We start from the raw sequence: 20,435 nt of genomic DNA, 5'->3' as shown, positions 1-20,435 counted from the left end.
GGCCGGGGCCGCGGCGAGGAGGTCAACCGACGAGCTCCGGCACCTGCTGGAAGGCCGCCGTCACCAGCGCCGACTCCAGGTCGAGCAGATAGCGCTCCATGGCCGGCCGGGACAGGAAGCGGGTGTCGGCGGTCACCGAGACCCCCAGCCCGCCGGGCTCGGCGGTCAGGTGCAGGCAGAACCGGCAGTTGAGCCGGTCCTGGCTGAGCGGCCAGGTCAGCGTGGTCTCGTCCAGCGCCCGCCGTACCGCCCGCTCGTCGTGGGAGGCGTCGGCGCGGTCGGTGAAGCGCATGTCGTTGAAGCAGCAGTAGGGGTGGACGGCCGTGCCGCGTTCCAGGCCCACCGCCGCCGTCAGCCGGTCGCGGTCGCGGGGGTCGTGGTAGGCGGAGCGGTAGGCGCGCAGCGCGGCCGGCCGGGCCTCCCGCAGCAGCCCGGAGGTGTCCCCGGGATCCGTGCGGCCGGAGTCGAGGACGAACAGTCCCTCCTGGGACAGGGTGGTGACCGCGTTCACGGTGTCGCCGCGGAAGCGGTTGCCCACGATCGGCAGCATCGCGCACACCCCGTGCCCGGTCACGCCGGACACCAGCCGGGAGGAGAAGGCCAGCAGCACTGTCGAGGTGCTCGTGGCGTGCAGGGCGGCGATGCGCTGGACGGCCAGGTCCATCGCCCGCGACACCAGCTTGGCCCGCCACACCGGCGGGTCCGCGGCCTCGCCCGAGGGGCGGTCGAACATGGTCGGCGGGATGCGCCGGTACTCGCCCTCCCAGTGCTCGGCGGCGATCTGCGCCACCCGCCGGCCGGGCCCCGACTCCTGCCAGCGGGCCAGGTCCAGCGGCTGCGGCGGGGGCGGGCCGGGTACGGCGCCGCGCATCAGCAGCAGCCGCAGGTCGCGCACGGCGACCTCGGCGCCCAGTCCGTCGGTGGCCAGGTGGCAGAAGGCGAGCACGATGTGGGTCACCTCGCCGCCGTCGACCACCAGCCCGGCCCGCAGCGGCCACTCGGCGGCGTAGTCGAAGGCGGTCGCGGTCAGCTCCTCCAGCAGCCGCCCGGGGTCGCCGGCGGCGACGGTGAGCGGGATCGTGCCGGCGTCCCGCAGCGCCTGGTACGGCTCCGCGCAGTCCAGGATCCGCGCCCCCGAGCCGGCCGCGCCCGCAGGGGTCCCCGAGCCGTCCGCGTCCATCAGGGTCCGCAGCGACTCGTGCCGCTCCACCAGGGCGCCGAGCATCTCCGCGGCCCGCTCCGGGCTCAGCGGCCCGGCCCGTCCGGGCACCGGCAGGATCCGGCCGAAGTTGAAGTAGCGGTCGTCCGGCGCGGTCTTGCGGACGGTGTCCCAGATGGCCCGCTGACCCCAGGTCAGCGGGGCCGTCCCCGACCGGCCCCCGGAGAAGCGGATCTCCATCACGCCGCCCCGGTGACGTAGCGCTCCAGGGCGTCCAGGTCCTCCAGCACGCCGGCCCCGGTGCGGGAGAGGTCGAACTCGATGCCGAACTCGCTCTCCACCGCGTCGATCAGCCGCATCTGCGCCAGGGAGGTGACCCCCAGCGCCGACAGCGGCACCGTGGCCTCCATGGCCTCCCGGGCGGTGACCGCCCCGTCGGAGGCCGAGGCCACCATCGCGGCCAGTCGTTCCCTAAGCATCGGGCGTTCCCTCCGGGTTCGTCGGGGCCGCGGGCCCGCCGGCCCCTCTCGCGCTGAGCGGGCGCAGGTCCGTCCAGACCCGCTCGATGTGGTCCAGGCACTCCTGCCGGTCGCCGGCGGTGCCCTCCGCGCGCCAGCCGGACGGCAGCTCCCGGTCGGCCGGCCAGATCGAATACTGCTCCTCGTGGTTGACCACGACGAGGTGGCTCATCTCAGCTCCCTGCTTCCATGAGGCGTGCCGCCTCCTCTTCCGACAGCTCGGTGATCTCGGCGATCAGCAGTTCCTCCACCGCGGCCGCGAGCCCGGCCACGGTGCTGCGTGTGAACAGCGTGCGGATCGGCACGTCCACCTCGGCGAGCGCGCGGATCCTGGCGACGACCCTGGCGGCGGTCAGCGAGTGGCCGCCGAGGGCGAAGAAGTCGTCGAAGGCGCCGACCCCGGTGACGCCGAGGATCTCGGCGAAGACCTCGGCCACCAGCTCCTCGGCGTCACTGCGCGGGGCCGCGTGCTCGCGGGCCGCGGCGACCGGATCGGGCAGCGCGGAACGGTCGATCTTCCCGTTGGGGGTCAGCGGCAGCGCGTCCACCGCGGTGAACACGGCGGGCACCATGTAGCCGGGCAGCTGCCGGCCCAGGTGCTCGCGCACCCGGTCGAGCAGGTCCCGGTGCGCGTCCCCGGCGCCGGCCCCGCCCGCCGTACCGGCCGGGCCCGCTGTATCCGCTCGGGAGTCCCCGGCGTCCGGCACGACGTAGGCCACCAGCAGGTCGCCGCGGACCGCGGCGACGGACTGCCCGACGCCAGGGCAGGCGTCCATCACGGCCTCGATCTCGCCCGGCTCGATCCGGTGGCCGCGCAGCTTGACCTGGTTGTCGGTGCGGCCGAGGAACTCCAGCGTCCCGTCGCGCAGCAGCCGCACCCGGTCGCCGGTCCGATAGCGGCGCGAGCCGCCGGGGCCGGGGACGAAGCGCTCGGCGGTCAGCGCGGGACGGCCCAGATAGCCGGTGGCCACCCCGGCGCCGCCGATGAGCAGCTCGCCGGGGACCCCGAGGGGGACCGCCGCGCCGCAGGCGTCCACGACGTGGACCGTGGTGTTGGCGATCGGGCGGCCGATCACGATCTCCCCGGGCTCGGCGGGCACCTCCCAGGCGGTGGACCAGATCGTCGTCTCCGTCGGGCCGTACACGTTGAGCAGACGCTCCACGCGCGGGCGCAGCTCGCGGGCCAGCGACGCGGGCAGCGGCTCGCCGCCGGTGAGGGCCGTCACCCGGGGCAGGTCCCCGGTCAGCAGCACCCGCCAGCCCGACGGCGTGGCCTGCACGTGGGTGACCCCGCTCTCGCGGACCAGCCGGGCCAGGAGCTCCCCGTCCCTGGCGGCCCCGGCGTCCGCGATCACCACCCGGCCGCCGGTCACCAGCGGCAGGTACAGCTCCAGCGCGGAGATGTCGAACGACAGCGAGGTCAGGCCCAGCCACGTGTCACGCGGGCTGGAGCCCACCAGAGAGCGCATCGCCAGCAGGAAGTTGACCAGCGCGCGGTTGGGGACCACCACGCCCTTGGGCCGTCCGGTGGACCCGGAGGTGTACAGCACGTACGCGGTGTCGCCGGGGCGGGGCCGGTCGGGGACGGTGCCGGCCGGGGCGGGGGGCAGGTCGTCGAGCGAGGTCAGCACCAGGGCGGCCGCCGAGTCCCGGAGCACGTAGGCGATGCGGGCCTCGGGATAGTCCGGGTCCACCGGCAGGTAGGCCGCGCCGCTCATGGCCGTGCCCAGCAGGGCGAGGAGCATGTCGGCGCCGCGCTCCATCCGGATCGCGACCAGGGACCCCCGGCCCGCGCCCGCCGCGGCCAGCCGGGCGGCGAGGTCGGCGGCCCGGCCGGTCAGCTCCGCGTAGGTCAGCGTGTCGCCGCCGCAGACGACGGCCACCGCGTCCGGGGTGGCCTCGGCCTGCGCCAGCACCAGCTCGGCCAGGGTCGTCTCCGGCAGTTCGGCCTCGGTCGCCGCGTTCCAGGCGTCGATCGCGGCCGACTCCGCCCGCGGCAGCATGCGCAGCGCGCTGACGGGCGTGCCGGGGCCGGCGACGGCCGAATCGAGCAACTCCAGGAAGCGCTCGACGAACCCGGCCACGGTCTCGGGGTCGAACAGATCGGTGCTGTAGATGACCCGGCCGCTCAGGGCGCCGTCCGGCTCGGCGGCCATGTCCACCGACAGGTCGTGGCGCGCGGGGTGCCAGCCGTTGGGGAACGGCAGGGCCGTCACCCCGGGCAGCGGGTCGTACTCCTCGCCGTGGGTGTGCAGGGCGAACATCGTCTGGAAGACCGGTGTGCGGCTGAGGTCACGAGGTACGTCGAGCTCGGCGACCAGGCGCTCGAAGGGGACGTCCTGGCGGGAGAGCGCGTCGAGCACCGAGCGCCGGGTGCGCTGCAGCAGCTCGGTGAAGGACGGGTCGCCGGACAGGTCGCAGCGGACGGGCAGCGTGCCCGACAGGAATCCGATCACGGACTCCAGCTCGACGCGGTCGCGGCCGGCCGACGGGACGCCCACGCAGAAGTCGTCCTGGCCGGTGTGCCGGGCCAGCAGCACCTGGTAGGCGGCCAGCAGCACCATGTACGGCGTGCAGCGCGCCCGGCGGGCGAGCTCGGCGATCCCGGCGGCCCGCCCGGGGTCGATCCGGAAGTCGAGCGCGGCCCCGGCCGCGGACCGCTGGGCCGGGCGCGGCCTGTCGGCGGGCAGGTCCAGCGGGGGGACCCCGGCCAGGTGCCCGGCCCACCAGCGCAGGCCGCTCTCCGTCCAGCGCGCCCGGCGGGCGTGCTCGCCGTACTGGAGCGGCAGGTCGGGCAGGGGCGCGGCACCGCGGCTGCCGTAGTGGGCGGCGACCTCGGCGCGCAGCACGTTGAGCGACCAGCCGTCGCTGTTGATGTGGTGCACGACGACGCACAGGACGTGGTCGTCCGGGCCCAGCTCGATCAGGGCGACCTGGAACGGCGGGGCGGCGGTCAGGTCGAAGGCGGTGTTGGTGAGCCCGGCGACCAGGGTCCGGGCCTCCTGCTCGTCGCGGGCGGTCAGGTGCCGGACGGCCACCGGCGCGGGCGGGTCGACGACCGCCACGGGCTGCCCGTCCGTCTCGCGGAAACGGGTGCGCAGGCTCTCGTGCCGGGCCGCGACCGCGGTGAACGCGACGGCCAGGGCGGCCTTGTCAAGGCGACCTTTCAACCTGTAAACGTAGGAGGTGTTGTAGCTCGGATCGGCCGGATCGAAGCGGTGAAGGAACCAGAGTCGCTGCTGGCCGTGGGAGAGGGGATGTTCACGCGCGAGATCGGCGTGCGGTCGGCCGGCAGAGACGGTCTGTGGCTGGGGCACGGGGTCTCCATTCGGCGGGTGCGGGCTCACGTGCGTACGGGCGCGGAAAAATGATGGGCGAGAAAGCCCTGGGGCGCGCGTATCGGCCCAGCTGAGTGCGGTTCCAGAAAGGCGTCTTTCCGGAAAGAAACCTTTCAGTTGGGTACGGCTCGCCAGTTTTACACCTCCTTCGAGGGTGCGCAAGACCCCGTGGGGCCGGGGTCGCGGACCTGTTCCCCGTGTTGCCGCAAAGGGCTTGCGCTGCGGTTTCGATCATGTAAGACTGACGCTCGAATCGGAATAGTAAAGATTCTTTCCTGTTGAGGCCGTAGCGACCGCACGCTTTTGGCCCTCATACATCCGATCTTTTGTTGGGAGGTTCACGTGGTGAACCTGACCGTCACCCAATTGCTGAGAGACCGGGCGCTGGCCGACCCCGAGGGGGTCGCGCTGATCGTGCAGGGCTCGGCGCCGCTCACCTACGGCCGGTGGGACGAACGCTCCACCGAACTGGCGAACGGCCTGGTGGAGCGCGGTGTCACCCGCGGCGACCGGGTGGGCCTGGTGTTCGGCAACGGAGACTGGGCGGACTACGCGGTGGCGTTCTTCGGGGTGCTCAAGGCGGGGGCGGCGGCCGTACCGCTGTCGGACGCCCTCGCCCCCGCCGACCTGCGGTTCATGCTCGGTCACTGCGGCGCCGCAGGGGTCGTCCACGCCGAGGGGCTGGAGGTGGCCGCGGACGGCTGGACCGTGACACCCGGGGTTCTGCGGGCGGAGGCGTCGGCGCAGACCTCCTATGACGGACGGAGTGCCGGGGACGCCGTGACGGACCCTCCCCGGCCGGACGATCTCGCGCAGATCCTCTACACCTCCGGCACCACCGGCCGCCCCAAGGGCGTGGCCGCCACCCACGCCAACCTGGCGTACGGCTGCGGCGGCAAGCGGCGCCCGTTCGCGCACTCCCGGCATCTGGTGCACGCCTTCCCGATCGGCACCAACGCCGGCCAGACGATGCTGATCAACGCGCTCGACGCCCATCCCGCCGTGGTGACCCTGCCGCGCTTCACCCCGGGCCGCTTCGCCGCGCTGATCGAGTCCTACCGGGCGGGGACGGTCTTCCTCGTCCCGGCGATGGCCATCGAACTGCTCAACGCGGGGATCGCCGGACGGCACGACCTGTCCAGCGTGCTGCTGCTCGGCTCCGCCGCGGCGCCCCTGCCCGCTCCGGTCGCGGCGGCCCTGACCGGGGCCTTCCCCAACGCGACGATCACCAACTACTACACCTCGACCGAGGCGGCCCCCGCTCAGACGATCATGATGTTCGATCCCGAGCGGCCCGGCAGCGTGGGCCGGGCGGTGGCCGGAGGGCGGGTCAGGATCGCCACCCCGCAGGGGGAGCCGCTCCCGCAGGGGGAGACGGGCGAGGTCTGGATGCGCTCCCCGGCCGCGCCGCGCTCCTACTACGGCGACCCCGGCAGCGGGACCTTCCGCGACGGCTGGATCCGGATGGGCGACCTGGGCTACCTGGACCCCGACGGATACCTCTATCTCGTCGACCGCGAAAGCGACGTGGTCAAGTCCGGCGCCCACAAGGTCTCCACGATCCACGTCGAGGAGGCCGTGTTCGGCCATCCGGACGTGGTCGAGGCGGCCGCGTTCGGGGTGCCGCACCCGGTCATGGGGACCGTGGTGGCCGTGGCCATGGTCGTGCGCGAACCCGTGACGGCCGAGGAACTGCGCCTGTTCCTGACCGGCCGGCTCGCTCCGCACGAGATGCCGGCCCAGGTGGTCACGGTCGGCGAGCTGCCCCGCAACGCGGGCGGCAAGGTCGACAAACGGGCCCTGCGCTCGTCCCTGACCGCCCCCGCGGACCTGGCCCCGGCCCATGAGTGAGGGGTCCGTGAGCGAGGAGCCCGTGAGCTCCGTGCGCGAGGGGTTCACGAGCGGGGAACGGGCCGCCCAGCCGGACCCGCCGCCGGGCCCGGAGGGCGCCGAGGTCACCTTCCTGCAGCAGGGGATGTGGGTGACCGAGCAGGCGGGCGCCGCCGGGACCGCCTACCACATGCCGATCCTGGTCCACCTGCGCGGCGAGGCGGACCCCTCCGCCCTGACGGCGGCCTGTTCCGCGGTCGCGGAGCGCCACCCGATGCTGGGCTCGGTGGTGGCGGAGGCGGCCGGCGGCCTGCGGCTGGTGCCCGGAGCCCCGGTGCCGGTACGACGCATGCGGATCCCCGCGGCGGACACCCGGGCAGGTAACGCGGACGCCGCCGGTGATCCGGACGCCGGGCCCGAGACGGCGGCCGTGAGCGGGGACCCGGCCTGGCCCCATGCGGCGGGGGACCCGGAGACCTGGCCGGGGGAGCTGCGGGAGGAGATCCTCGCGCCGTTCGACCTGGAGAAGGGGCCGCTGGCCCGTTTCGCCCTCGCCGAGACCGGCCCCGGGCGGCACACCCTCGCCTTCAGCGCCCACCACCTGGTCTTCGACGGCCACTCCAAGGACATCCTGGTCCGCGACCTCGCCGCCCTGTACAACGGCGAGCGGCTCGCCCCGCTGCCCGCCCTCGACCACGGCCGGGCCGAGCGCGAGCGGGTCGCCGCCGAGCTGCCGGCCGCCAGGGAGTTCTGGGCGGCCCGGTGGCGGGAGCCGGGCGAGACGACGGTGCTCGGCCGGACGCTGCGCTCCCGCCGGGCGGCCGGGGGCCGTACCCTCCGCTTCTCCGCCGGGCTCGAACCCGTCGCCGGGCTGACCCGGTTCGAGACGTTCCTGGCCGGGCTGCACGTCCTGCTGGCCGGGTACGGCAACGCCGCCGTCACCACGGCCGTGGACCTGTCCACCCGGCCCGCCGAGGCCGCCGGCCACATCGGGGTGTTCGTCAACGAGCTGCCCGTCGCCTCGGAACCGGAGCCCGGGGAGAGCTTCCACGCGTTCGCCGCGGGTCTGCGGGCCGGGCTGCGGGAGATCTACCGCTTCCGCCGGGTCCCGCTGAGCCGGGCCCTGCCCCGCCTGCGGCCGCACGCGGCGCTGGCCCCCGTCTCGGTCAGCTACCGCACCCGGGGCGTCCCGGACCCGGTCTTCACCGGCCTGGACTGCGCGGTGGACCGTACCGTCCCCAACGGCCGCGTCCGCGGCGCGCTGCACCTGCAGTGCGTGGACGGGCCGGACGGCCTGGCCGTCGCCCTGCGCCACGACCCCGAGGCGGTGCCCGACGCCGGACAGGTGGCCGCCGACCTGCGCCTGCTGCTGCGACGGGTCGCCCGCGACCCCGACCTGCGCCTGCGCGACCTGATGGACCGCCGCTGAACGACCGCCGCCGAACGACCACAGCAGAGTCACCCGAAGCACCACCAGAAGAACCACCGCAAGCCCGCACGATCCTCTGGAGCACGACATGGGTTCCGTCACCACCCTCACCGACCAGATCCGGGAGATCTGGGAGGAGGTCCTGGGCATCTCGCCGATCGACGACCACGACGACGTCTTCGACCTGGGCGGCCACTCCCTGACCATCACGCAGATCATCGTCCGCATGCGCAAGCGCCTCGGCGTCGAGGTCGAGCTGGACGACTTCTTCGACAACCCGACCATCGCCGGCATCGTCAAGCTCCTCGGCGATGACTGAGACGCTCACCCCGGCCCTCGGCCCGGCGACGGGCGGGCCCCCGCTCTCCCGCCTGGCCGACGACGACCTCGAACTCCTGCTGCTGATCCGGCACTTCGAGCTGACGCTGCTCCAGCTGTACGGCAGGGGGGAGCTGAACGGCACCACCCACACCTGCCTGGGCCAGGAGTACGTCCCTGTGGCGCTGCGCCCGCTGCTGGGCCCCGCCGACTTCGTCTTCAGCAACCACCGGGGACACGGCCACTACCTGGCCCGCTTCGGCGACGCGCACGGGCTCCTGGCGGAGATCATGGGCCGGGAGGGCGCGGTCTGCGGCGGGGTGGGCGGCAGCCAGCACATCCACCGCGACCGCTATCTGTCCACCGGGGTGCAGGGCGAGAGCCTGCCGGTGGCCGCCGGCGTCGCGCTCCACCTGCGCAGGACCGAGCCGGGCGCGCTGGCCTGCGTCCACATCGGTGACGGCACCTGGGGCGAGGGCGCGGTCTACGAGGCGCTGAACATGGCCGCGCTGTGGGACCTGCCGCTGCTGGTCGTGGTGGAGAACAACGGCATCGCCCAGTCCACGCCCACCGCCGCGCAGATGGCCGGGACCGTCGCCGGACGGGCGGCGGCCTTCGGCGTCGACCACCACCTGGTCGTCTCCGCCGACGTCGACGAGATCCGCACCGGGCTGGCACCGCTGGTCGCGCGGGTCAGGGAAGGCCGGCCGCTGGTCGTGGAGTTCGTCACCCACCGCCTCGGCCCGCACAGCAAGGGCGACGACACCCGTCCGCCGGAGGCGGTCCGGGCGGCGCAGGAGAACGACTGGTACGCCCGCTACGCCCAGGACCACCCCGAGCACTTCCACCGGTTCGACGGCCCGGCCCGGGCCCTGGTCCGGGGTGTGGCCGACGAGGTCGCCGCCCGCCCGCCGTCGAGGTGGTCGCCGTGCGCGTAGCCGAGAACCTCAACGCCGCCCTGCACGGCCTGCTCGACGACGACCCCACGGCGTACGTGCTGGGCGAGGACGTCCTCGACCCGTACGGCGGCGCCTTCAAGGTCACCAAGGGGCTCTCCACGCGTTTCCCCGACCGGGTGATCACCACGCCGATCAGCGAGGGCGGTCTCACCGGGGTCGCGGCCGGGCTCGCGCTGACCGGCAACACCGCGGTGGCCGAGATCATGTTCGGCGACTTCGCCGCGCTCGCCTTCGACCAGCTGTGCAACTTCGCCGCCAAGTCGGTCTCGATGTACGGCTCCCGCCTGCCGCTGCGCATGATCGTCCGCTGCCCCACCGGCGGCGGCCGGGGCTACGGCCCCACGCACAGCCAGAGCCTGCAGAAGCACTTCGTCGGCATGCCGGGCCTGGCGCTGTACGAGATGTCGCCCTTCCACGACAACCGCGACGTGCTCGCGGCCATGGCGGACCGGGGCGAGCCGTGCCTGTTCTTCGAGGACAAGGTCCTGTACACCAGGCCGATGGGCCAGGCGGACCCGCTGTTCCGGGCGCGTCTCGACGGTGATCTGGCCGTGGTGGACCCGGTCGTGCCCGAGCTGGCCGCCCGCCCCGACTATGTGATCGTCACGCCGGGAGGCACGGCGCACCGGGCGCTGGAGGCGATGCGGTCGCTGCTGGTGGAGGAGGAGATCTCCGGCCGGCTGCTGGTGCCGTCCCGGCTGTACCCGCTGGACGTCGAGGCGCTGCTGCCCCACCTCGGCGAGGTCGTGCTGGTGGCCGAGGAGGGCACCGCCGGGGGCACCTGGGGCGGCGAGGTCGCCCACCTGGTCCACCAGCGGATCTGGGAGCGGCTGCGCGGCCCGGTCCGCCTGGTCCACTCCGCGGCGTCGGTCATCCCCACCGCCGCCCACCTGGAGCGGGAGGTCCTGCTCACCGCGTCCGCCATCCACCACGCCGTACGGGAGGCCCTGCGTGGCTGACGTCCTCGTCCCCAAACTGAACAACCAGGACACCGAGTACCTGGTCGTGGAGTGGCTCGTCGGCGACGGCCGGCCGGTGCGCGCCGGAGAGCCGGTGGCGGTCCTGGAGACCTCCAAGGCCGCCGACGAGATCGAGGCGGAGGCCTCCGGGCGGCTGGTCCACGTCGCGGCCAAGGACGCGTGGATCGCCCCGGGCGCCGTCCTGGCCCGCATCCTCTCCGAGAGCGACACCGCGGGCGACCCGGCGGGTGACACCGCGGGCGACCCGGCGGGCGGCACCGCTTCCGTGCCCCGTACGGACTCCGGCGCGGCGGGCTCCCCGGGCGACTGCGTGATCACCGCCCCGGCGCGGGCCGCGATGCTGGAGCTGGGCGTCGGCGAGGACCGGGTGCTGGCCCTGGGCCTGCCGCTGGTCCGCCGCTCCGACGTCGAACGCCTCGCCGCCGCCGCGGACACCTCCACGGAGACCTCCGCGGACACCTCTGCGGAGACCTCCACGGAGGACGAGGCGGCGGACGGCGGGTACGAGCTGCCGCGCGTGCAGCGGGCCGTGGCCAGGGCCGTGACCCTCTCCCACCGGACGGTCCCGGCCGCCTACACCGTCATGCGCTTCGACGTCGGCCCCGCTCTGGAGCGGGCCCGCGCGCTGACCCGCGAGGTGCGCAGGCCCGTCGGGCTGCCCGAGCTGTTCGTGCAGGCGGTGGCCGGGCTGCACGGGAGCTTCCCGCTGCTGTTCGCCTCAGCCGACGACGCGGCCGGCGCGACCGGCGCGGCGGGCGCGACCGGCCCCGGCGGGCCGAGGGTCCGGCTCTCGGACGCCCCACGCGTCGGGGTCACCTTCGACCTGGGCGAGGGACTGTACGTGCCGGTCGTCCGCGAGACCGGCTCCCTGCGCGACATCGCCGCCGCGATGATGCGCCACCGGCTGGCCGCCGCCGGAGGCGACTTCCGGGAGAGGGACCTGACCGGGGCGAACATCACCGTCACCCTGCACACCGACGCCGATGTCGTCCTCGCCGTCCCGATCGTCCTGCCGGGTACGGCCGCCGCCCTCGCGGTGACCTCCCCCCGGCCGGAGCTCGCTCTGGCCGCCGACGGATCGGTGACCACGCGGACCGTCGCCGACATCGGCCTGGCCTACGACCACCGCATCGTCAACGGCCGGGACGCCGCCCTGTTCCTGGCCGCACTCCGCCAGGAGATCCAGTGACCGAGACCACGACACCGCCCGCGCCCGGGGAACCGCCGGCCGCGACCGCACCGGTCGCGGACCTGTCGGAGGCCAAGCGGGCGCTGCTCGCCCGGCGGCTGCGGCGCCGGGAGGAGACCCGGGCGATCACGCCCCGCCCGCCCGGCACCGTCCCGCCGCTCTCCCACGCCCAGGAGCGCCTGTGGTTCCTGGAGCAGTACCGGCCGGGCATGACCGCCTACACCGTCCCCGCCGTCGTCCGGCTGCGCTGCCCGCTCGACGAGGACGCCCTGCGCCGCGCCCTCGCGGGGGTCGCCGCCCGCCACGAGGCGCTGCGGATGCGGTTCCCGACCACCGAGGACGGCACCGCGGAGCTGGTCCTCGACGAGCCCGGACCGGTCCGCCTCGACGTCGCCGAGGTGGCGGACCCGGACGCGGCGCTGGAGCTGTTCGAGGCGGAGCTGGCCGTACCGTTCGACCTGGAGCGCGGCCCGCTGCTGCGCGCCGTCCTGGCCAGGATCGCGCCCGAGGACCACATGCTGCTGGTGGCCGCCCACCACGCCGTCGTCGACGGCTGGTCCTACGACATCGTCTTCCGGGAACTGCTCGCCCTGTACGACGGCGAGACCCCGCCGCCCCCGCCGATCGGCTACGGCGACTACGCGATCTGGCAGCGCGGGCGCGACCTGCGCCGCGAGATCGACCACTGGCGCGACCGGCTGGCCGGGCTGCCCGCGATCGAGCTGCCCGCCGACCGGCCGCGCCCGGCCGAGCAGGGCTACGACGGCGCCGCGCTCCCCGTCCGCATCGACGCCGATCTCACCCGGCGGCTCACCGAGCTGGGCCGCGGCGTGAACGCCACGCCGTACATGACGCTGCTGGCGGCCTACCAGGTGCTGCTGGCGCGCTATTCGGGACAGACGGACTTCGGGGTCGGCTCCCCGGTGGCCGGGCGCGGCCTGCCCGAGCTGGAGAACGTCGTCGGCATGTTCGTCAACACGCTGGTGCTCCGGGCGGACCTGGACGGCGACCCGCCGTTCACCGCGTTCCTGGAGCGGGTGCGGGAGAGCGCGCTGGACGCCTACGCCCACCAGGAGCTGCCGTTCGACCGCCTGGTCACCGAGCTGAACGTGGTGCGCGACGTCAGCCGGGCCCCGCTGGCCCAGGTCGCCTTCGTCCTGCAGAACTACGCCGACGGCGGGGACGACCCCCGGCTGACCTATGTCCCCCCGCCGGTCGGGACCACCCGACACGACCTGGCGCTGTACCTGTTCGAGACCCCCGAGGGGCTGACCGGGCACTTCACCTACAACACCGAGCTGTTCGACCGGGAGACCGTGGAGCTGCTGGCGGCCCGGTTCGAGACGCTGCTGCGCTCCGTCGTCGCCGCCCCGGACACCCCTGTCGGGCGGTTGTCGATCCTCTCCGGCGACGAGCGGGACCTCGTGCTGCGTCTCGGCTCGGCCGCCGACCCGCGGCCGACCGGCCACCGCCTGCTCGGCGACATCGTGACCGCCCAGGCCGCGCTGACCCCGGACGCGACCGCCGTGGTCTGCGAGCCGGCCCCGGCAGGGGCCCCGGCCCGGCTGACCTATGCCGGGCTGGACCGCCGGACGAAGGCGATCGCCGCGCTGCTGCGCGGCGGGCACGGCGTCGGCCCGGACGTCCGGGTCGGCGTCCTGCTCGACCGCTCCACCGACCTGGCCGCGGCCGTCCTCGGCGTGCTGGCCGCGGGCGGCGCCTACGTCCCGCTCGACCCCAAGCAGCCGCGCGACCGGCTGGCGTACATGCTGCAGGACTCCGGGGCCGTCGCCGTCCTGACCACCTCCGGCCGGCGGGACCTCGTCCCGGACGGCTGCCCGGTGATCTGCCTGGACACCGAGCCGCTGGAGGAGACCGGGTTCACCGACCCCGGCACCACCCCCGAGCACCTGGCGTATGTGATCTACACCTCCGGCACGACCGGGCGGCCCAAGGGCGTCGGCGTGCAGCACCGGCAGGTGCTGAACTATCTGGCCGGGGTCCGCGAGCGCTTCGCCGTCGAGCCGGGCTCGGTCTTCACCCTGCTGCAGTCGCTCTCCTTCGACTTCGGCGTGACGATCTTCTATCTGTCGCTGCTCACCGGGGGCGAGCTGCACCTGCTCGACCCGCAGGCCCCGGTCGAGGACCTCGCCGGGCCGCTGGGCCGTACCGACTACCTGAAGATGACGCCGTCGCACCTCGCCTCGCTCCTCGCCGCCGCGGACCCCCGTGAGCTGCTCCCGCGCAAGCTGCTCATCCTCGGCGGCGAGGCCTCCACCTGGTCGTGGGCCAGGGAGCTGGCCGGGCACACGAGCGTGGCCAACCACTACGGGCCCACCGAGGCCACGGTCGGCGTGGCCACCCACGCCGTCACCTCCGCGCCGGAGACCGCGCTGACCCTGCCGGTCGGCGGGCCGCTGCCCGGCGTCCGGCTGTACGTGCTGGACGAGCACCTGCGCCTGGTGCCGCCCGGCATGATCGGCGAGATCCACATCGGCGGCGACCGCCTGGCCCGCGGCTATCTCGGGCAGCCCGGCCTGACCGCCGACCGCTTCCTGCCCGACCCGTACGGCGCGCCCGGCTCCCGCATGTACCGCACCGGCGACCTCGGCCGCTGGCTGCCCACCGGGGAGCTGTCCTTCCTGGGCCGCCGCGACCTGCAGGTCAAGGTCCGCGGCTACCGGGTGGAGCTGCCGGAGATCGAGTCGGTCCTGGTCGACCAGGAGGGGGTCGCACAGGCCGTCGTGGAGCTGCGCGGCGACCGGCTGGTCGGCTATCTCGTCGGCGAGCGCGTCCCGGTGGGCGAGCTGCGCGCCCGGCTCGCCGACCGGCTGCCCGAGTACATGATCCCGGGGCGGTTCGTCTGGCTGGACGAGCTGCCCCTGAAGTCGCACGGCAAGGTCGACCGCGCCCGGCTCCCCGAGCCCGGTGACGAGCGCCCCGACGACGCCGGGTTCGCACCGCCCGAGACGCCCCTGGAAGAGGGCGTCGCGCAGGTGTGGGCCGAGGTGCTCGGGCTGGCCCGGGTCGGCGTGCTGGACGACTTCTTCGACCTGGGCGGACATTCGCTGCTCGCCGCACAGGTGGTCGCCCGCCTGCGGAGGATCATCCCCGCGGGCGGGCGCCAGGTCAGCATCCTCGACCTGTTCAAGCACCGCACCGTCCGCGAGCTGGCCCGGCTCGCCGAGACCGCCGCCGACGGGCCGCGCCCGCTCCTGCACCGCCTCACCCCGCCCCGGACCTCCGGGACCCTGACCGGGACCCTGGTCTGCGTGCCGTACAACGGCGGCAGCGCGGCCATCTACCAGCCGCTGGCCGACGAGCTCCCCGGGGACTGGGCGCTGCACGCGGTGGCCGTCCCCGGCCAGGAGCTGGGCCTGTCCGAGGAGACCCGGCCGGTCGCCGAGGTCGCCGAGGGCTGCGCGGCGGAGATCCTGGCCGGCGTCCACGGCCCGGTCGTGCTGTACGGCCACTGCGGGCTGGGCGTCATGCTCACCGTGGAGATCGCGCGCCGCCTGGAGGCCGCCGGACGGCCAGTCGAGGCCGTCTACCTCGGCGGGATCTTCCCCTTCGCCCGGCCGTCCTCCCTGCTGGGGAGGGTCGCCGACCTGCTCGACCGCTTCCGCGGCGACCAGGCGTGGGCCAACGCGCTGCGCGCCGCCGGGCTCGACATCGACGAGCTCAGCCGCGAGGAGCTCACGATGATGATCGAGAACCGGCGGGAGGGCACCCGGGAGACCGAGCGCTACTTCACCCGGCTGCTGGCCGAGGGGGTCGAGCCGCTCCGGGCGCCGATCGTCTCGGTCGTGGGCGAGCGCGACCCGGCGACGGAGTTCTACCAGGAGCGCTACCGCGAGTGGCACCTGCTGACCGGCTCCGCGTCTCTGGTCGTCCTGGACGAGGCGGGGCACTTCTTCCTGAAGTACCGGGCCGCGGAACTGGCCGGCATCGTCACCGGCACGCATCACGCCGTCGCCTCCGGCGAGACCGGCCCGCTGCGCCGTACGGAGCGGTCGACCTGGTGGCTGGAGGGCGTCTCCCACCGGCCCGCGGGCGGAGTGGATCCCGCGGAGGACCCGGACGCTCCGGGCCCTCCGGCCCCCACGGATGCCTCCGGCGGGCCGGCGCCGAGCATGAAGCGCTTCGGGGCGGTGGCCGCCGGGCAGCTGGTGTCGATCATCGGGTCGTCGCTCACCGAGTTCGCGGTCCCGCTGTGGATCTACGTCACCACCGGGTCGCTCGCGAACTTCGCGCTGTTCTCGGTCCTGGCGCTGCTGCCCGGCCTGCTGGTCTCCCCGCTGGCCGGAGCGCTGGTCGACCGCTACGACCGGCGCCGCGTCATGCTGGCCGGGGACGTCGGCGCCTTCGGCACCCAGCTCGCCCTCGGCGTCCTGCTGTGGACGGGCAACCTGCAGGTGTGGCACATCTATCCGCTGCTGGTCGTGCTCTCGGTCTCGCTGACCTTCCAGCGCCTGGCCTACAACTCCGCGATCCCGCAGCTGGTCCCCAAGCGCTTCCTCGGGCACGCCAACGGCGTGGTCCAGATGGTCACCGGGACGGCGCAGCTCGTCGTCCCGCTGGCCGCCGTCGGCCTGATGGCGGTCATCGGCCTGGAGGGCATCCTCATCCTGGACGTCGCCTCCTACGTGTTCGCGATCACGGTCCTGCTCATGGTCCGCTTCCCCAAGACGATGGCCGCCAGGCGCCGGGAGTCGCTGGTCGCAGAGATGGTCGAGGGCTGGAAGTTCTCCTGGGGCAACCGGTGGTTCCGCGCCATGCTGATCTTCTTCCTGGTGCTGAACGTCTTCCTGTCCCCGCTGTTCCTGCTCATCTCGCCGCTCGTGCTGGGCTTCACCACCCTGGCGGACGTGGGCCGCGTCTCGTTCTTCGGCGGCCTGGGCGTCTTCCTCGGCGGTCTGGTGATCACCGTCTGGGGCGGCCCGCGCCGCCTGCGGATGCGCGGCGTGCTGCTGACCACCCTGGCGCTCTCCGTCTTCTGCCTGGTCACCGGGGTGCGGGAGGACCTGGCGGTGATCGCGGTGGGCGCGTTCGGCATGTCGTTCTGGCTGGCCGTGCTCAACGGCGTCTACGCCACGATCGTGCAGGTCAAGGTGCCGCAGCGCTTCCACGGCCGGGTCATGGCGCTGAACCAGCTCATCGCCCTGTCCGCGCTGCCGGTCGGCTTCGGGCTGGTCGCGCCGTACGGCAGCGCGCTGTTCGAGCCGCTGCTGCTGCCCGGCGGGCCGCTGGCCGGCACCGTCGGCGCGGTGATCGGCGTCGGCGAGGGACGCGGCGTCGGTCTGATGTACGTGCTGTTCGCGGTCGCGATCGCGGTCGTCGCGCTGGTCGCGATGCGGACCCGGACCCTGTCCCGCTTCGACGCGGAGATGCCGGACGCCGTCCCGGACGACCTGGTCGGTCTGCAGGCCGTACGGGAACGCGCCGACTCGGAGGATCCGGAACCCGTCGCGAAGGTGATCATGCTCCGGAGGTGACGACCTCGGCCGCCGCCCCGCGCGGGGACAGGGCGGCGGCCGGGCGCAGCGCCAGCAGCAGCCCCAGCACGGCGTAGGAGCCCAGCATCCAGGCGGCGCTCACGTAGACGCCCACCCCCATCCCGATCGTGTTCTTCACCGGGATCATGACGAGCAGCCAGGCCCCGCACACCAGCGGGTACCAGCGCAGCAGGCCGCGCCACCGGCCCGCCACGGCCACGGCGATCCCCATGACCAGGGTGCACAGGTTGGCCAGCGGCCAGCACACGTCCGCCACGACGAGCCAGCCCGGCATGTCGTCGTGGAGGCGGTAGCCGAAGGAGGCGAAGCTGTAGACCAGCGCCCCCGCCAGCAGGACGAGCTGCGCGATCGGGATCACCCGGCCTCCGGCGGCGGCCCCGGTCGCCATGATCGTCCAGGCGAGCGCGGCGACGCCCAGCAGATAGAGGATTCCGGTGACGGTCCCGAAGTGATCGATGTGCGTCTGGATGTCCTCGCCCGCGACGATCGTCCCCGCCGCCCAGGCGACCCCTCCGACGGACAGCGCCACCCCGGCGAGCCGTACCCGGGACAGCAGCCGTTGCGTGGTGAGTTCTTCCATGCCGGTCCCCTTCGTGGTCGATCTCCGTGACGCCTGCCGCCCGGAGGAGACCAGCGTCGGCGCGCCCCGTCCCGGGCGGCCAGGGAGCGCGCGGCCGTCGCCGTCCCGGATCGGCCCGTCCTCGGCCGGGGCGGCGATCTCCGGTCTGCGGGACGGGCGTCCCGCCCCACCAGGGACGGCGGGCCCGGGAGGACGGGACACCCGCAATGGGACAATTCGGACGTGGCTCCTCACTCTGACCCCAGGACTCCCGCAGGACCCGACGTCCCCGCCGACGTCCCGGGTCCGGAGGCCGCGGCCGGATCTCGTGCCTCCTTGGCCGCCCGGGACGCCGGGTCTTCCGCCTTCGCAGGCGCCCGGGGCGCCGGGGCGCCGCGCCTCCCCGGCACCGGCCCGTCCGACCGGCTGATCCGGGCGGCGGCCCTCGTCCTGGCCGTGCTCTGCGTTCTCGTCGCCGCCGGGGGCCTGTGGGCGGGCGCGCGGCTCGGCGGGGCGGTCCGGCCCGACCCGATCGCGTGGCCTTCGTGGACCTCGGCGGCCGCCGGGCTCATCCTGGCCGCGATGGGAGCCGTGCTCGTCCACCGGCTGCCCCGGCACCCGATGGCCTGGCTGCTGCTCGGCGGGGGAGCGGTGGTCTCCGCCGGCGGATTCTGCGCCGCCTACGCCGGGCTGTCCGTCCTGCGCCACGGCGGCGACCTGCCGCTCACCGCGGTCGCGTTGTTCGTCGGCGGGCGCTCCGGCCCCCTGGAGAACCTGATCGTCCCCCTGGTGTTGCTGCTGTTCCCCGACGGGAGGCTGCCCTCGCCGCGCTGGCGCCTGCCGGCCGCGGTGGCGCTGGGCTGCGTCGGGCTGGTGATCCTGATCCTGTTCACCATCCCGTGGCGGATCATCTCCGAGGGCGACCCGGTCTTCCCGGGCCTGGCCGGGATCGGGCTGGACCCGGTCACCCCCGCGCTGCCGGACCCGGTGTGGCAGGCCACCCGGGTGATCATCGTGGGACTCCTGCTGGTCAGCGTGGCCATCCCGGTGGCGGCCTTCATCGGCCGCTTCCGCGGCTCCGACCCCGAACTGCGCGTACGGCTGCGCTGGATGCTGCTCGCGGCCCTGGTCAACCTCGTGATCATCGCCGCGATCTTCGCCCTCAGGCCCTACCTGCCGAACGTCCAGAAGGTGCTGTGGCCGCTCTGCCTGGGCGTCGTCGCGCTCGCCGTCCTCATCGCCGTCGCCCGGCACCGGCTCTACGACGTGGACCTGCTGCTCGGCCGGACGATCCTGTACGGCGGCCTGGCCGCGGCCGTGATCGCCGTGGACACGGCCGTCTTCGTGGGCGCGGGTACGCTGGTCGACGACCCCGTGGCCGCGGTGGTCGGGGCCGGGGCGGTCGGGGTGCTCTACGCGCCGCTGCGGCTGCGCATCCAGCGCTGGACCGACCGGGTCCTGACCGGCAGGGACGACCCGTACGACGTGGTCTCCGCGCTGGCCGAGCGGCTGGAGGAGTCCGTCGGCCCGGACGAGCTGCTGCGCGAGGTGGTCCCGGTGCTGTCGGCCGCGTTCCGCTCGCCGTACGTCCGGGTCGAGCTGGACCGCTCCGGCGGGGGCACGCACGTCGTGGAGCACGGCGCCCCCCGCGACGACGTGGTGGTGCTGCCCTTCGCCTACCGGGAGACGCAGATCGGGCGGCTGGCCCTGGCACCCCGCGCCGGCACCCGGCTGTCCGACGCCGACCAGCGCCTGCTGGCCGACGTCCTGCGCCAGGCCGCCGCGGCCGCCCGGGCCACCGCGCTCACCGAGGAGATCCAGCGCAGCCGCGAGCAGCTCGTCACCGGCATCGCCGAGGAACGACGCAGGCTCCGCCGGGACCTGCACGACGGGCTCGGTCCCCTGCTCGCCGGGGCCGCCCTCAAGATCGAGGCGGCCCGCAACCTGGCCGGGCGGGACCTGCCGGCCGCCGACGCGGCCCTGGCCGAGGTGCGCGGGGACCTCTCCACCGTGCTGGCGGACGTGCGCCGCCTGGTGCACGATCTGCGCCCTCCGGCGCTGGACCAGTTCGGGCTGGCCGGGGCGGTGGAACGGCGGGCGGCCGGGTTCGCCGGCGGCGCCCTGGAGGTGAGCGTCCGCACCGGGGGCGACCTGCCGGGGCTGCCGGCCGCGGTCGAGGTCGCCGCCTACCGGATCGCGACCGAGGCGCTGGCCAACGTATCCCGCCACGCCCGGGCCACCGCCTGCGAGGTCCGGCTGTCGGCCACCCCGGACGCCCTGGAGGTGGAGGTCACCGACGACGGAGTCGGCCTGCCGCCCGTGATCCACGCCGGCGTCGGCCTGGTCGCCATGCGTGAACGCGCCGGGGAACTGGGCGGGCACTGCACGGTGGCACCCCGCCCCGGCGGCGGCACCCGGGTCCACGCGTCCATCCCGTACGGCACCGCCGCCCGCACCTCGGTCCCCTCAGGCGGGGTCCCGGGCGCGGGATGACGCCCGGCGGAACGCGGCCGGGAAGCCGCCCCTCCTCCCCGGCCGGGCGCGTCCGACCCGTCGGGCCGGAGTCCGTGAGAGCCGTGCCGGGGGGCGGACGTCGAGGTTCCGAGATCATGTCCCATGACAGGGCGTCCGGGAGGGCGT

General features: G+C 74.5%; 13 protein-coding genes. 8 read left to right on the top strand and 5 right to left on the bottom strand.

The features are described 5' to 3' along the window. Nucleotides 1-22 precede the first annotated feature (22 nt). Genes Pta02_RS03310 through Pta02_RS03295 form a run of 4 tightly spaced genes read right to left on the bottom strand, consistent with a single transcriptional unit; the run spans nucleotide 23 to nucleotide 4,994 of the window. On the bottom strand, nucleotides 23-1,402 hold the full coding sequence (locus Pta02_RS03310) for a condensation domain-containing protein (protein WP_203873137.1): 1,380 nt from the start codon (nucleotides 1,400-1,402) through the stop codon (nucleotides 23-25). Next, nucleotides 1,399-1,638, bottom strand: coding sequence for an acyl carrier protein (locus Pta02_RS03305; RefSeq protein ID WP_203873136.1), 240 nt, complete (start codon nucleotides 1,636-1,638; stop codon nucleotides 1,399-1,401). The genes Pta02_RS03310 and Pta02_RS03305 overlap by 4 nt, the downstream gene beginning before the upstream one ends. Continuing rightward, the gene (locus Pta02_RS03300) at nucleotides 1,631-1,849 is read right to left on the bottom strand and encodes an MbtH family protein (RefSeq protein ID WP_203873135.1); all 219 of its coding nucleotides are present in this window, start codon (nucleotides 1,847-1,849) and stop codon (nucleotides 1,631-1,633) included. The genes Pta02_RS03305 and Pta02_RS03300 overlap by 8 nt, the downstream gene beginning before the upstream one ends. A 1-nt stretch (nucleotide 1,850) precedes the next feature. Continuing rightward, on the bottom strand, nucleotides 1,851-4,994 hold the full coding sequence (locus tag Pta02_RS03295) for a non-ribosomal peptide synthetase (protein ID WP_203873134.1): 3,144 nt from the start codon (nucleotides 4,992-4,994) through the stop codon (nucleotides 1,851-1,853). Between the two features lie 363 nt (nucleotides 4,995-5,357). Here Pta02_RS03295 and Pta02_RS03290 point away from each other — a divergent pair, with 363 nt between their 5' ends. The 7 genes from Pta02_RS03290 to Pta02_RS03260 all read left to right on the top strand — a co-directional run bounded on the left by Pta02_RS03290 (nucleotide 5,358) and on the right by Pta02_RS03260 (nucleotide 17,215). Continuing rightward, nucleotides 5,358-6,866: a class I adenylate-forming enzyme family protein gene (locus tag Pta02_RS03290; RefSeq protein WP_203873133.1), complete on the top strand. Its 1,509-nt coding sequence runs from the start codon at nucleotides 5,358-5,360 to the stop codon at nucleotides 6,864-6,866. A gap of 7 nt (nucleotides 6,867-6,873) precedes the next feature. After that, nucleotides 6,874-8,274: a condensation domain-containing protein gene (locus Pta02_RS03285; RefSeq protein ID WP_203873132.1), complete on the top strand. Its 1,401-nt coding sequence runs from the start codon at nucleotides 6,874-6,876 to the stop codon at nucleotides 8,272-8,274. 88 nt (nucleotides 8,275-8,362) lie between these two features. Next, entirely contained in the window at nucleotides 8,363-8,593 is a 231-nt protein-coding gene (locus Pta02_RS03280) for a phosphopantetheine-binding protein (protein ID WP_203873131.1), read from the top strand. Beyond that, the gene (locus Pta02_RS03275; RefSeq protein WP_203873130.1) at nucleotides 8,586-9,530 is read left to right on the top strand and encodes a thiamine pyrophosphate-dependent dehydrogenase E1 component subunit alpha; all 945 of its coding nucleotides are present in this window, start codon (nucleotides 8,586-8,588) and stop codon (nucleotides 9,528-9,530) included. Before Pta02_RS03280 ends, Pta02_RS03275 begins: the two co-directional genes overlap by 8 nt. Next, nucleotides 9,521-10,510 carry an alpha-ketoacid dehydrogenase subunit beta gene (locus Pta02_RS03270; RefSeq protein ID WP_203873129.1) on the top strand — a complete coding sequence of 330 codons (990 nt, stop codon included), beginning with the start codon at nucleotides 9,521-9,523 and terminating at the stop codon, nucleotides 10,508-10,510. The genes Pta02_RS03275 and Pta02_RS03270 overlap by 10 nt, the downstream gene beginning before the upstream one ends. Further along, complete coding sequence (locus Pta02_RS03265) at nucleotides 10,503-11,720, top strand: 2-oxo acid dehydrogenase subunit E2 (RefSeq protein WP_203873128.1); 1,218 nt, start codon at nucleotides 10,503-10,505, stop codon at nucleotides 11,718-11,720. The genes Pta02_RS03270 and Pta02_RS03265 overlap by 8 nt, the downstream gene beginning before the upstream one ends. Next, nucleotides 11,717-17,215, top strand: coding sequence for a non-ribosomal peptide synthetase/MFS transporter (locus Pta02_RS03260; RefSeq protein ID WP_239129447.1), 5,499 nt, complete (start codon nucleotides 11,717-11,719; stop codon nucleotides 17,213-17,215). The genes Pta02_RS03265 and Pta02_RS03260 overlap by 4 nt, the downstream gene beginning before the upstream one ends. Here Pta02_RS03260 and Pta02_RS03255 read toward each other — a convergent pair. Beyond that, nucleotides 17,199-17,816 carry a hypothetical protein gene (locus tag Pta02_RS03255; RefSeq protein ID WP_203873127.1) on the bottom strand — a complete coding sequence of 206 codons (618 nt, stop codon included), beginning with the start codon at nucleotides 17,814-17,816 and terminating at the stop codon, nucleotides 17,199-17,201. The two genes, Pta02_RS03260 and Pta02_RS03255, sit on opposite strands and share 17 nt — an antisense overlap. A 315-nt stretch (nucleotides 17,817-18,131) precedes the next feature. On the opposite strand from Pta02_RS03255, the gene Pta02_RS03250 reads away from it, so the two are divergent. Next, nucleotides 18,132-20,288 carry a sensor histidine kinase gene (locus tag Pta02_RS03250; protein WP_239129440.1) on the top strand — a complete coding sequence of 719 codons (2,157 nt, stop codon included), beginning with the start codon at nucleotides 18,132-18,134 and terminating at the stop codon, nucleotides 20,286-20,288. The last annotated feature ends 147 nt before the right edge of the window (nucleotides 20,289-20,435 follow it).

The sequence above is a fragment of the Paraplanobispora takensis genome (assembly GCF_016863195.1).
GTDB lineage: Bacteria > Actinomycetota > Actinomycetes > Streptosporangiales > Streptosporangiaceae > Planobispora > Planobispora takensis.
The sequence above is the reverse complement of the archived record's forward strand: the minus strand, read 5'-3'. Positions and strand labels throughout refer to the sequence as shown.

Coding starts and splice junctions, on each gene's coding strand:
- Pta02_RS03280 (WP_203873131.1), top strand. CDS start 8,363: ATGGGTTCCGTCACCACCCTCACCGACCAGATCCGGGAGATCTGGGAG.
- Pta02_RS03305 (WP_203873136.1), bottom strand. CDS start 1,638: ATGCTTAGGGAACGACTGGCCGCGATGGTGGCCTCGGCCTCCGACGGG.
- Pta02_RS03255 (WP_203873127.1), bottom strand. CDS start 17,816: ATGGAAGAACTCACCACGCAACGGCTGCTGTCCCGGGTACGGCTCGCC.
- Pta02_RS03275 (WP_203873130.1), top strand. CDS start 8,586: ATGACTGAGACGCTCACCCCGGCCCTCGGCCCGGCGACGGGCGGGCCC.
- Pta02_RS03300 (WP_203873135.1), bottom strand. CDS start 1,849: ATGAGCCACCTCGTCGTGGTCAACCACGAGGAGCAGTATTCGATCTGG.